General features: G+C 68.2%; 8 protein-coding genes. 6 read left to right on the top strand and 2 right to left on the bottom strand.

The window, feature by feature from the left end; all coding sequences use genetic code 11:
* Nucleotides 1-166: 166 nt before the first annotated feature.
* On the bottom strand, nucleotides 167-829 hold the full coding sequence (gene narL / locus OCT48_RS18785; RefSeq protein ID WP_263590649.1) for a two-component system response regulator NarL: 663 nt from the start codon (nucleotides 827-829) through the stop codon (nucleotides 167-169).
* Complete coding sequence (locus OCT48_RS18780; RefSeq protein ID WP_263590648.1) at nucleotides 826-2,736, bottom strand: type IV pili methyl-accepting chemotaxis transducer N-terminal domain-containing protein; 1,911 nt, start codon at nucleotides 2,734-2,736, stop codon at nucleotides 826-828. The genes narL and OCT48_RS18780 overlap by 4 nt, the downstream gene beginning before the upstream one ends.
* A 153-nt stretch (nucleotides 2,737-2,889) precedes the next feature.
* Between OCT48_RS18780 and OCT48_RS18775 the strand changes: the two genes are divergently transcribed.
* The 6 genes from OCT48_RS18775 (at nucleotide 2,890) to OCT48_RS18750 (ending at nucleotide 12,455) form a co-directional block, all read left to right on the top strand.
* Nucleotides 2,890-4,200: an MFS transporter gene (locus tag OCT48_RS18775; protein ID WP_263590647.1), complete on the top strand. Its 1,311-nt coding sequence runs from the start codon at nucleotides 2,890-2,892 to the stop codon at nucleotides 4,198-4,200.
* Between the two features lie 386 nt (nucleotides 4,201-4,586).
* Nucleotides 4,587-8,444, top strand: coding sequence for a nitrate reductase subunit alpha (locus OCT48_RS18770; protein ID WP_263590646.1), 3,858 nt, complete (start codon nucleotides 4,587-4,589; stop codon nucleotides 8,442-8,444).
* Nucleotides 8,441-10,003 (top strand): nitrate reductase subunit beta, encoded by a 1,563-nt coding sequence (gene narH / locus OCT48_RS18765; protein WP_263590645.1) that lies wholly within the window; start codon nucleotides 8,441-8,443, stop codon nucleotides 10,001-10,003. Before OCT48_RS18770 ends, narH begins: the two co-directional genes overlap by 4 nt.
* Nucleotides 9,996-10,781 carry a nitrate reductase molybdenum cofactor assembly chaperone gene (gene narJ / locus OCT48_RS18760; RefSeq protein WP_263590644.1) on the top strand — a complete coding sequence of 262 codons (786 nt, stop codon included), beginning with the start codon at nucleotides 9,996-9,998 and terminating at the stop codon, nucleotides 10,779-10,781. Before narH ends, narJ begins: the two co-directional genes overlap by 8 nt.
* Nucleotides 10,782-10,793: 12 nt before the next feature.
* Nucleotides 10,794-11,477, top strand: coding sequence for a respiratory nitrate reductase subunit gamma (gene narI, locus OCT48_RS18755; protein WP_263590643.1), 684 nt, complete (start codon nucleotides 10,794-10,796; stop codon nucleotides 11,475-11,477).
* 165 nt (nucleotides 11,478-11,642) lie between these two features.
* A complete protein-coding gene (locus OCT48_RS18750; RefSeq protein ID WP_263590642.1) occupies nucleotides 11,643-12,455 on the top strand; it encodes a peptidylprolyl isomerase in 813 nt (270 codons plus the stop codon).
* Nucleotides 12,456-12,556: the final 101 nt, after the last annotated feature.

Raw genomic sequence — 12,556 nt, 5'->3', positions numbered from 1 at the left:
GGTATCCACACAGAACCCCGAGACAGGAAGCTCGATTGGCGTCGCGAGCGAAGAAGAGGCAGGCCGCCGCCGGAGCGCAGCAACCGGAGTTGACTGGCGTGCTCAATGAGGATTGTGAGTACCGCCGGTGGTCTGGATCTCGAGCGCAGCAGGCAACTCGGGCTTCCTACTTATCCATACCCTCCTGCACGGCCCACACCGCGGCCTCCACCCGGGAGCGCAGGTTGAGCTTCTTGAGCAGGTGCTTGACGTGGACCTTCACCGTGCCCTCGGTGATGTCGAGCTTGCGGGCGATCAGCTTGTTGGACAGCCCCGCGGCCAGCTCGCGCAGGATCTCCCGCTCGCGCTGGGTCAGGCTGTGGATATCCGGAGTGGCCGGCTGGGTTCGCTGGCTGCGCAGGGCCTCGGCGAGCAGGGCGGTAAGGCTCTCGCTGATCACCATGCGGCCGAGCGCCGCCTGGCGCAGCTGGTGCACCATGTCGTCCGGGTCCATGTCCTTGAGCAGGTAGCCGTCGGCCCCGGCGCGCAGGGCGGCGACCACGTCCTCCTCGTGGTCGGAGACCGTGAACATCACGATGCGCCCGGCGAAGCCATCCTGGCGCAGCCGCTTGAGGGTCTCGATGCCGTCCATCCCCGGCATGTTGAGGTCCAGCAGGATCAGGTCCGGGTCCAGCGCGCCGGCCAGGCGGACGCCTTCCTCCGGCTCGCCGGTCTCGCCGGCGAGCTCCAGGTCGTCCTCCAGCTCGAGCAGCTGGGTCACCCCCCGGCGCAGCAGCGGGTGGTCGTCGATGATCAGGATAGTGGCGGGGTCGTGGGCGGTCCGGGTCATCCTGCGGGGTCCCTGTTCGCTGAGTGAAGGGTGAGGGGCTGCTCGGCGGCGGGTTGCTGGGCGATCAACCGCGCCGTCTGCGGGGGGAACTCGATGGCCACGAGGGTACCGCCGGCGTCGCGATTATGCACCTGGAACTCGCCGCCCAGGGTCTCGGCCCGGTCGCGCATGATCACCAGGCCATAGTGCATGGGCGGCGAGCCGTCGTCCTCGAGGCCGATGCCGTCGTCCTCGATCCACACCCGCAGCCGGGCCTGGGCGAAGCGGACCGTCACCGCCGCCCAGTGGGCCTGGGCATGCTTGTGCACGTTGGCCAGGGCCTCGCGCACCACCTGCAGCACATGGATCTCCTCGTTGGGGTTGAGCAGGTGGGGCGGCACGTCGAAGAACAGCTCCACCGGGAAGCCCAGGCGCTCGCCGAATTCCAGGGTGGTCTCGCGCAGGGCGCTCTGCAGGCCCGGGCCGTCGAGGCGCAGGCGGAAGGTGGTGAGCAGCTCGCGCAGCTGGCGATAGGCGCTGTCCAGCCCGCCGCGCAGTTCGTCGAACACCGGCGCCTGGGTCTCGCGGGGCATCTCCCTGGCCTGCATGCGCTCGAGGCGGGCCACCTGCATCTTCAGGTAGGACAGTGACTGGGCCAGGGAGTCGTGCAGCTCCCGGGCGATGATGGTGCGCTCGTTCATCAGCGTCACCTGCTGTTCCTCCTCGATGCGCCGCTGCAGGTAGACCGCGGTGGCCAGCTGGTCGGTGAGGGCATACAGCAACCGACGGGTGTTGTCGGTGAGCGGCTCCGCGGTGGGGTACCAGACCTCCAGGGTGCCGAGCAGGGTCTCGCCGACGCTCACCGGCAGCAGCAGGCATTCGGACTCGCCGTTCTCCGAGAGTTCCAGGGGCTGGGGGTCGATCAGGCAGGCATGGCAGTCGTGGTCGCGGCAGTAGGTCGGTCGGCTCCGCGAGTGGGTGGCGAGGATCGGCACTTCGCGCTGGTCGAAGGGGTCGTGGAGCGACAGGCCGATGGGGCCGATGCCGAGCAGTGACTCGAGGCGGCGCAACATGGGCGCGGCGCTGGCACAGAGGTCGTTGCCCCCGCCATAGAGGGCGCGGCTGCCGTCGTGGAGGATCTGCATGGCCTCGTTGCTGCGCGCCAACTCCTGCTGCTTGCGCGACACCCGTTCCTCGAGCTCGGCATAGCTGGCGCCGAGCTCCGCGGCCATGGTGTCCAGGGTGCGGCCGAGCAGGGCCAGCTCGTCGCTGCCGGCGAGCCGGGTGCGATAGCCGAAGTTGCGGCGGCCGGCCTCCCGGGCCAGCACCACCAGCTGGTGCAGGGGACGGACCAGGTTGTAGCGGATGTCGTAGAGGGCGATGGCCACCACCACCGCGGTCAGGGCCAGGAAGAGGATCTGCAGGGCACTGAGCAGGCGGATCTTGGCCTCGCTGTTCTGCTCGAGCAGGGTCACCAGGCGGTCGATCTCGTCCACCAGGCCTTCGAGATCCCGGTTCAGCGGGGCGATCGCGACGGCCTGTTCGTCCAGTGCCGTGGAGACTCTCGGGGCCAGCTGGTCCTGCCAGCGGGCCTTCAGTCGACGGTACTGGGCCTGCAGCTCATGGTCATCGGCCTCGGGCAGGGCGCCGGTCAGCTCCGGGCTGTCCAGGCGCTCGGCGAAGTGGTCGGCGATGGCTTCGACCCGGACGCGTCGCTCGGGAGCCGGGGCGCGGTCGAAGCGCTGCAGGGCGGCCACCAGCTGGTAGGTGTTCATGCGCAGCGAGCCGGCCAGGTTGATGGCGGCGGCGTCTCCCTGGCTGCTGCCGGCCACGCCCATGGTCACCGCGATGCTGACCAGCGCCATGGCGCTGATCGCCAGCAGCGAGGCGATGATGCGGGCCACCAGGGAGCGCTGCAGCAGTTTCATCGGGATCTCCGGGGACGCCAAGTAAGGGGTGCGCTGAATGCCACTATACCCTAGTAGGTAGGCGATGCTCTCTCAAAGGCATACCTCCCATGCCCTTTTGACGCTGCCCCGGGGGCTCATGAGAATTCGGGTATCTTCCTGCGAGTCCCGATCATGACGCGTGCCGACTCTCTCGTGACCCCCAGCGATCCGCCCGAGGTGGATCGGATGGCCGAGCGGCCCCCACCCCTGGGCTATCGCACCCTGGTGGTGGTGGTGCTCTCGCCGCTGGCCTTCGCCCTGGTGTTCGCCTGCTGGACCCTGTTCGCCGTGCTGGGCCTCGAGCTCCGGCGCGAACTGTCCCTGAGCCCCCTGGCCTTCGCCATCCTGCTGGCGATGCCGCTGCTGGCCGGGGGGCTGGCGAGCCTGCCCGCGGCGCTGCTGGCCCGGCGCCTGGGGGGGCGCCGGGCGATGCTCGGCTGCCTGCTGTGGGTCTGTCCCTTCCTGTGGTGGATCGGCCATGCCGACCACTATCCGGAGTACCTGCTCGCGGGCCTGGGGCTGGGCGTCGGGGCCGGCGCCCTGGCCGCCGGCCTGGTCCATGTGGCCACCCTGGGTCCGGCGCGGCATGTCGGCCTGGCGCTGGGGCTCTATGGGGCCGGCATGGTCGGGGCGGGGCTCGGCTACCTGCTGCTGCCCCTGGTCAGCCAGGCCTATGGCTGGCGTCTTGCCCCCCTGCTCTACCTGCTGCCGGTGGCCCTGGTCGCGGGCCTGCTGTGGCTGTTCGCCGATGACGCCGACACTGTCGGCGCCCCCCCCGACGACCCGCACTTCCGCGTGTCGGACGCTCTGGCCGCGGGGCTGCGACGGCTGCGGGACTGGACGCTGTGGCGGCTGGCCATCACCTACGGCTTCTTCTTCGGCACCTTCGTCGGCCTGGCGCTGTGGCTGCCGGGGGAGTTGGCGGCGCGATACGCTCTCTCGCAACAGGCCGCGGCCCTGTGGGGGCTGCCCTTCCCCCTGGTGGTGGGGGTCGGCCAGGTGGTGGGCGGCGCCCTGGCCGACCGCCATGACTTCCGCAGCCTGCGCTGGTGGGTCAGCGCCTTCGTGCTGGCCTGCCTGTTCCTGCTCTCCTACCCACCCTTCACGATGCAGGTCCATGGCGTGAATGGGGCCCTGGCGCTGCACTACGGCGCCCCCCTGTGGGGCTTCGAGCTGCTGCTGGGCCTGATGGGGCTGGCCATGGGCCTGGGACTCGGCAGCCTGATGCGGCTGATCCATCGCGACCACGGCGAGGAGATGGTGCTGGTGGGTGGCCTGGCGTTGACCCTCGGCGGGCTCTTCGCCGCCCTGCTGCCGCCGGTCTTCGTGCTCGGCAGCGTCTGGACCGGCCTCGGTACCGCCGGCTTCATGTTCCTCTACGCCGCCCTGGTGCTGTGCATGCTGGTGATGCTCGCCGATCACGCCCGTGGCGCGCGTCCCTAGACCGACCCGGTCGTGGCCCTCCTGGCCGAGGCTTCGCCCTGTGGGGTGGATACGCCGAAGGCGCCTCCAAGGTGGCGGAGAGGCTGTCGGGTGCGCTCGCCGGCTCGCCTACCCGACCTGCGCGGCTGGCATCCTCCTCGTGCCTGCTCATCCTCGCCGTCAGCGGCTGGCCCGAAGCCTCCTCCACCGGCTTATCCCCTGTCGAGCGGCCCGTCTATCTCCTTGGGGGTAGAGGCGATGTATATGGAGGTAACCGGGCAGTAATCGGCGCCGGGATCACCCAGAATCGGCTCCAACGACCCTGGCCGTGAGCGACATGAGGCGGCGGTGCAGGACGGGTGACCCGGAGCGGTCACGCATCTTTTCAAGGAGCCTGGAGAGCGACCATGAGTCACTTCATCGATCGGCTGAACTTCTTCCGCAAGGCCCGCGAGCCCTTCGCCAATGACCATGGCGAGGTTCGCGACGAGTCCCGTGGCTGGGAAGACGGCTATCGCCAACGCTGGCAGCACGACAAGATCGTGCGCTCCACCCATGGGGTGAACTGCACCGGGTCGTGCAGCTGGAAGATCTACGTCAAGAACGGCCTGGTCACCTGGGAGACCCAGCAGACCGATTACCCGCGCACCCGCCCCGACCTGCCTAACCACGAGCCGCGGGGCTGCCCACGGGGGGCCAGCTACTCCTGGTACATCTACAGCGCCAACCGTCTCAAGCACCCGCTGGTCCGCAAGCCGCTGCTCAAGCTGTGGCGCGAGGCCCTCGAGGCGAAGGGCGACCCGGTGGACGCCTGGGCGTCCATCGTCGAGGACCCGGCCAGAACCAAGCAGTACAAGCGGGCTCGCGGCATGGGGGGCTTCGTGCGCGCCGACTGGGACGAGCTCAACGAGCTGATCGCGGCGTCCAACGTCTACACCGCCAAGCAGTACGGTCCGGACCGCATCATCGGCTTCTCGCCGATTCCCGCCATGTCCATGGTCAGCTACGCCGCGGGCAGCCGCTATCTGTCGCTGATCGGCGGCGTGTGCATGAGCTTCTACGACTGGTACTGCGACCTGCCGCCGGCCTCGCCGATGACCTGGGGCGAGCAGACCGACGTGCCCGAGTCCGCCGACTGGTACAACTCCGGCTACATCATCGCCTGGGGCTCCAACGTGCCCCAGACCCGCACCCCGGACGCCCACTTCTTCACCGAGGTGCGCTACAAGGGCACCAAGACCGTCTCGATCACCCCGGACTACGCCGAGGTCTCCAAACTCACCGACGAGTGGCTCTCCGCCAAGCAGGGCACCGACGCGGCGCTGGCCATGGCCATGGGGCACGTCATCCTCAAGGAGTTCCACCTCGACAAGCCCAGCGCCTACTTCACCGACTACGTGCGGCGCTACAGCGACATGCCCTTCCTGGTCGAGCTCGAGGCCCGCGAGGACGGTAGCTACGCGCCGGGTCGCCAGATGCGCGCCAGCGACTTCGAGGCGAGCCTGGGCCAGGGCAACAACCCCGAGTGGAAGACCGTCGCCTGGGATGCGACCCGCGACCAGCTCGTCGTGCCGCGCGGCTCCATCGGCTTCCGCTGGGGAGAAAACAGCGGCGAGACCGGTGATGAGGTGGGCAAGTGGAACCTCGAGTCGCTGGACGCCGAAGGCAGCGAGATCAAGCCGCTGCTGACCCTGGCCGAGCAGCATGACGAGGTGGCGAGGGTCGCCTTCCCCTACTTCGGCGGCATCGCCCACGAGCACTTCGACCATGTGAAGAGCGGCGGCGCCAGCGACGAGCTGCTGTTCCACAGCCTGCCCGCCAAGCGCCTCAAGAAGGCCGACGGCAGCGACGTGCTGCTGTTCCACAGCCTGCCCGCCAAGCGCCTCAAGAAGGCCGACGGCAGCGACGTGCTGGCGGTGACCGTGTTCGACCTGATGTGCGCCAACTACGGCATCGACCGCGGTTTTAGAAGTAAAGAGGGGGCAGAGGGCGAGGACGACGGCGCCACCTCCTTTGATCAGGTCAAGCCCTACACCCCGGCCTGGCAGGAGAAGATCACCGGCGTGCCGGCCGAGCAAGCCACCCGCATCGCCCGTGAGTTCGCCGACAACGCCGAGAAGACCCGGGGACGCAGCATGATCATCGTCGGTGCCGGCATGAACCACTGGTACCACATGGACATGAACTACCGCGGCCTGATCAACATGCTGGTCATGTGCGGCTGCATCGGCCAGAGCGGCGGCGGCTGGTCCCACTACGTGGGCCAGGAGAAGCTGCGCCCGCAGACCGGCTGGACCCCGCTGGCCTTCGGCCTCGACTGGCAGCGCCCGCCGCGCCACATGAACTCCACCTCCTTCTTCTACAACCACTCTTCCCAGTGGCGCTACGAGAAGCTCGAGATCAAGGAGATCCTCTCGCCGCTGGCCAGGGTCGAGGACTACCCCGGCAGCCTGATCGACTTCAACGTGCGCTCCGAGCGCATGGGCTGGCTGCCCTCCGCCCCCCAGCTCGGCACCAACCCGCTCGGCCTGGCCAGGGACGCCAAGGCCGCCGGCCTGTCCACCGCCGACTACGCCGTGGAGCGGCTGAAGAGCGGCCAGCTCGCCTTCGCCGCGGAGGATCCGGACGACCCCAGGAACTTCCCGCGCAACATGTTCATCTGGCGCTCCAACCTGCTGGGCAGCTCCGGCAAGGGTCACGAGTACATGCTCAAGTACCTGCTGGGCACCCGCCACGGCATCCAGGGCAAGGACCTGGGCGAGGCCGGCGGCCAGAAGCCCGAAGAGGTCAAGTGGCACGACGAGGCGCCCGAGGGCAAGCTCGACCTGCTGGTGACCCTGGACTTCCGCATGTCCACCACCTGCCTCTACTCGGACATCGTGCTGCCCACGGCGACCTGGTACGAGAAGGACGACCTCAACACCTCCGACATGCACCCCTTCATCCACCCGCTGACCGCGGCCACCGACCCGGCGTGGGAGTCGCGCAGCGACTGGGACATCTACAAGGGCATCGCCAGGGCCTTCTCCAAGGCCTGCGTGGGGCACCTGGGCGAGGAGACCGACCTGGTCACCCTGCCGCACCAGCACGACTCCCCCGCCGAGCTTTCCCAGGTCGAGGTCAAGGACTGGAAGCGCGGCGAGTGCGAGCCGATTCCCGGCAAGACCATGCCGGCGCTGATCGAGGTCAAGCGCAACTACCCCGAGACCTATGAGCGCTTCACCTCCGTGGGCCCGCTGCTCGAGAGCATCGGCAACGGCGGCAAGGGCATCGGCTGGAACACCGAGAAGGAGGTGGACCTGCTCGGCAGGCTCAACCACCGCAAGCTGGACGGGCCCCACAAGGGACGGCCGCAGATCGAGAGTGCCGTGGACGCCGCCGAGATGATCCTGGCCCTGGCGCCGGAGACCAACGGCCAGGTGGCGGTGAAGGCCTGGGACGCGCTGTCGAAGATCACCGGGCGGGACCACACCCACCTGGCCGTCAACAAGGAGGAGGAGAAGATCCGCTTCCGCGACATCGTCGCCCAGCCGCGCAAGATCATCTCCAGCCCGACCTGGTCCGGCCTCGAGGACGAGCACGTCTCCTACAACGCCGGCTATACCAACGTCCACGAGCTGATCCCGTGGCGCACCGTCAGCGGTCGCCAGCAGTTCTACCAGGACCACCCCTGGATGCGCGCCTTCGGCGAGAGCCTGTTGGTCTATCGTCCGCCCATCGACACCAAGGCGGCGGTCAGCCTGGCCGAGACGAAGGGCAACGGTAACCCGGAGATCGCCCTGAACTGGATCACCCCGCACCAGAAGTGGGGCATCCATTCCACCTACAGCGACAACCTGCTGATGCAGACCCTGTCGCGGGGCGGGCCCATCGTCTGGATGTCCGAGGATGACGCGCAGTCCATCGGCGTCGAGGACAACGACTGGATCGAGCTGTACAACGCCAACGGCGCCATCGCCGCCCGGGCGGTGGTCAGCCAGCGGGTCAAGAACGGCATGGCGATGATGTATCACGCCCAGGAGCGGATCCTGAACATGCCGGGCTCCGAGATCACCGGCACCCGAGGCGGCATCCACAACTCGGTGACCCGCGTGTGCCCCAAGCCGACCCACATGATCGGGGGCTACGCCCAGCTGTCCTACAGCTTCAACTACTACGGCACCGTGGGCTCCAACCGCGACGAATTCGTCATCGTGCGCAAGATGAAGAAGATCGACTGGCTGGATGGCGAAGGCAATGACACCGTGCAGGAGGCCGTGAAATGAAGATTCGTTCCCAGGTAGGCATGGTCCTCAACCTCGACAAGTGCATCGGCTGCCACACCTGCTCGGTGACCTGCAAGAACGTCTGGACCAGCCGTGAGGGCGTCGAGTACGCCTGGTTCAACAACGTCGAGACCAAGCCCGGCATCGGCTATCCCAAGGAATGGGAGAACCAGCGCAAGTGGAAGGGCGGCTGGCTGCGTCGCCAGGACGGCCGTATCGAGCCGCGCATCGGTGGCAAGTGGCGAGTGTTGGCGAACATCTTCGCCAACCCCGACCTGCCGGAGATCGACGACTACTACGAGCCGTTCACCTTCGACTACCAGCACCTGCACACCGCCAGGCAGGGCGAGCACCAGCCCACCGCAAGGCCGCGCTCGCTGATCTCCGGCCAGCGCATGAACAAGGTCGAGTGGGGCCCGAACTGGGAGGAGATCCTCGGTACCGAATTCGCCAAGCGGCGCAAGGATGCCAACTTCGAGCAGGTGCAGGCCGACATCTACGGCCAGTTCGAGAACACCTTCATGATGTACCTGCCGCGGCTGTGCGAGCACTGCCTCAACCCCACCTGCGTGGCGTCCTGTCCGAGCGGGGCCATCTACAAGCGCGAGGAGGACGGCATCGTCCTGATCGATCAGGACAAGTGCCGCGGCTGGCGGATGTGCATCTCCGGCTGCCCCTACAAGAAGATCTACTACAACTGGAAGACCGGCAAGTCGGAGAAGTGCATCTTCTGCTACCCGCGCATCGAGGCCGGCCAGCCGACCGTCTGCTCCGAGACCTGCGTGGGGCGCATCCGCTACCTCGGCGTGCTGCTCTACGATGCCGACCGCATCGAGGAAGTGGCCAGCTCACCCGACGAGCGCGATCTCTACCACCGCCAGCGCGAGATCTTCCTCGACCCCCACGACCCGGAAGTGATCGCCCAGGCGAGGAAGGACGGCATCACCGACAACGTGATCGCCGCCGCCCAGGCCTCGCCGGTCTACAAGCTGGCCATGGACTGGGGCCTGGCGCTGCCGCTGCACCCCGAGTATCGCACCCTGCCGATGGTCTGGTACGTGCCGCCGCTGTCGCCGATCCAGTCTGCTGCCGAGGCCGGCAAGGTCGAGTTCGACGGCGTGATGCCCAGGATCGAGTCGCTGCGCATCCCGGTGAAGTACCTGGCCAACATGCTCACTGCCGGTGAGGAGGCTCCCGTGGTCCTGGCGCTCAAGCGCCTGATGGCCATGCGGCTCTACATGCGTGGCAAGCACGTCGAGGGCAAGGCCGAGACCGAGGTGCTGGAGAGCGTGGGGCTCAGCGAGGCCCAGGTGGAGGACATGTACCGCTATCTGGCCATCGCCAACTACGAGGACCGTTTCGTGATTCCCACCAGCCACAGGGAGATGGCCACCGAGGCCTTCCCCGAGCGCGGCGGCTGTGGCTTCAGCTTCGGCGACGGTTGCCACGGCGACAGCGGCCAGAGCCTGTTCGGTGGCCGCAAGCAGACCACCACCCTGGTGCAGTCGGTGGAGGTCTTCGACCCCCACGCAGAGACCGAGGAGGCCCGTCATGGCTGAAGCCGCGATGCAACACTCCGAGCCGATGAGCGGCATGCTGAGCCTGCGCGTGCTGGCCCGACTGCTGGACTACCCGAGCGAGGCGCTGCAGGCCGCCGCCGGCGAGATGATCGAGCTCCTCGATGCGGAGCGGCGCTGGTCGGCCGCGTTGCGCACCACCCTGATGGACTGGTGCCAGCGCCTGGCCGAGGCCGAGCTGATGGAGCTCCAGGCCGAATACGTGGCGCTCTTCGACCGCGGCCGGGCCACCTCCTTGCTGCTCTTCGAGCACGTCCACGGCGAGTCCCGCGATCGCGGCCAGGCCATGGTCGACCTGCTGGCCGAGTACCGGGCCGCCGGCTTCGAGCTCGACGCCCGGGAGCTGCCCGACTACCTGCCGTTGTTCCTGGAGTACCTCTCCACCCGGCCCGAGGCCGAGATCGGCCGCTGGCTGGGCGAGATCCGCCATATCCTGGCGCGCCTCACGGCGCGCCTCGAGGAGCGCGACGCCGATCACGCCCTGGTGCCCCTGGCCCTGCTGGCGCTGATCGGTGCCGAGGCGGACGTCGACGCCCACCGCGACCCCGTGAAGGAAGAGGCACGGGACGACACCCCCGAGGCCCTGGATGCGGTCTGGGAGGAGGAGGCGGTGCGTTTCTCCGCCGCCTCCGACCAGGACTGTGCCCTGCAGTCGGCGGAAGGCCGCCGCCTCGCCGAGCGCAAGCACCAGGTGTCGAGCGACCCCGTCAAGATCATGCCCGGCACCGGCTCGACCGACCGCGCCGTGAGCGATCGCTAAAGGAGAACCGTCATGTTTGGCGAATACCTGCAACACCTCATCTACGGCTATTACCCCTACCTGGCCGGGACGGTGTTCCTGGTCGGCAGCCTGCTGCGCTACGACCAGGGGCAGTTCACCTGGAAGACCGGCTCGAGCCAGATGCTCTCCTCGAAGAACATGCGCCTGGCCAGCAACCTCTTCCATATCGGCATCCTGGTGATCTTCTTCGGGCACCTCTTCGGCATGCTGACGCCCCACTGGGTCTATGCGCCCTTCCTCAGCGCCGGGACCAAGCAGGTGATCGCCATCGTGATCGGTGGCATCGCCGGGGTGATGTGCCTGGCCGGTGGCGCCATGCTGCTGCATCGCCGCCTCACCAACCCGAGGGTTCGTGCCTCCTCCAGCCTGATGGATACCCTGATCCTGGCCCTGCTGGTGTTCCAGGCGGCGCTGGGTGTCACCACGGTGTTCTTCTCCCTGGGCCACCTGGACGGCGAGATGATGCTGACCCTGGCCGCCTGGGCCCAGGCGATCGTCTTCTTCGGGGGCGGCGCCGCGGACTACATGACCGAGGTCTCCTGGATCTACAAGCTGCACGTCTTCCTGGGGCTGACCATCATCCTGCTCTTCCCCTTCACGCGGCTGGTGCACGTGTGGAGCGTGCCCTTCGGCTATGTGACGCGCCGCTATCAGATCGTGCGCAAGCGGGGCTGAGACCAAGCAGACACGGGGCCGGGCGTTACCGGCGACAGGCCGTCGAGGGGGCGCTGTGAACCCCTCCCTGGGCGCTACCGATGCCATCCCTGGCATAGGACCCCCTCTCCGGCCTGTCCCCGGCGCCCTCAAGAGTCAGTGCAGGTGCACCAAGGATTCCTCACCATGCAGAAGATCGATATCGAGCAGGTTCCGGGGGGCTCCACTCCGCCTCCCATCCGGGTCGGCGAGGCCGCCATCGACCAGGCCGCCATCGCCCAGGAGATGCAGTACCACCCCGCCGACAGCGCCGGCGATGCCCAGCTCAAGGCGGCCCGGGCCCTGGTGGTGTGCGAGCTGCTGCGCCAGCGGGCGGGCCAGCTGGGCCTGGCGGTGGACGAGGAGGCCGAGATCGAGGCATCCATCGCCGCCTTGCTGGAGCGGGAACTGGACGTGCCCGAGCCCGCCGAGGCGGACTGCCGGCGCTTCCATGCCGCCCATCCGGAACGGTTCAGCGAGCCCACCCGCCTGCGGGTCCGCCATGTGCTGCTGGCGGCGGCGCCGGACGACCCCAAGCACCGGGACGGGGGGTATCGGCTGGGAGAGCGGCTAATCGGCGAGCTGCAGGAGGCGCCGCAGCGCTTCACCGAGCTCGCCCAGCGTCATTCCGCCTGCCCCTCCAGGGACGACGGTGGGGAGCTGGGCTGGCTGGTACCCGGCCAGACCGTGCCCGAACTGGACCGGGCCCTGCAGCACCTGCCGAAGGGGCTCCATGGCCGGCCCCTGGCGTCGCGTTACGGCTGGCACGTGGTTTCGATCGATGCCCGGGAGGAGGGCCGTGAGTTGCCCTTCGATGAGGTGGCCGAGCGGGTTCGCCACAGCCTCCGGGAGCAGGCCACCCGTCGGGCGCTGCGCCATTACCTGCTGGCCCTGGAGGCGGCGATCGGCGTCGAGGGAATCGCGCTCGACGACGATGCCGCCGGCGCGCTGATGCAATAGGCCCGCCTTTCCAAATGCCCGACGTTGATGAGCGCCGGGGACAAGGCGAAGCGAGGGTCTTTTGACCAGGGGCGAGGCGGAAGGAGAAGAACATCCAGTGA

It is taken from the genome of Halomonas sp. M4R1S46 (assembly GCF_025725685.1).
Taxonomy (GTDB): domain Bacteria; phylum Pseudomonadota; class Gammaproteobacteria; order Pseudomonadales; family Halomonadaceae; genus Halomonas.
Note: the sequence above shows the minus strand (reverse complement) of the source record. Positions and strands in the feature narration are given on the sequence as shown.

Bases quoted from the DNA above. Each gene is read 5' to 3' on its own strand.
- OCT48_RS18780 (WP_263590648.1), bottom strand. From the start codon at position 2,736: ATGAAACTGCTGCAGCGCTCCCTGGTGGCCCGCATCATCGCCTCGCTG.
- narJ (WP_263590644.1), top strand. From the start codon at position 9,996: ATGGCTGAAGCCGCGATGCAACACTCCGAGCCGATGAGCGGCATGCTG.
- narH (WP_263590645.1), top strand. From the start codon at position 8,441: ATGAAGATTCGTTCCCAGGTAGGCATGGTCCTCAACCTCGACAAGTGC.
- narI (WP_263590643.1), top strand. From the start codon at position 10,794: ATGTTTGGCGAATACCTGCAACACCTCATCTACGGCTATTACCCCTAC.
- OCT48_RS18750 (WP_263590642.1), top strand. From the start codon at position 11,643: ATGCAGAAGATCGATATCGAGCAGGTTCCGGGGGGCTCCACTCCGCCT.
- OCT48_RS18770 (WP_263590646.1), top strand. From the start codon at position 4,587: ATGAGTCACTTCATCGATCGGCTGAACTTCTTCCGCAAGGCCCGCGAG.
- OCT48_RS18775 (WP_263590647.1), top strand. From the start codon at position 2,890: ATGACGCGTGCCGACTCTCTCGTGACCCCCAGCGATCCGCCCGAGGTG.
- narL (WP_263590649.1), bottom strand. From the start codon at position 829: ATGACCCGGACCGCCCACGACCCCGCCACTATCCTGATCATCGACGAC.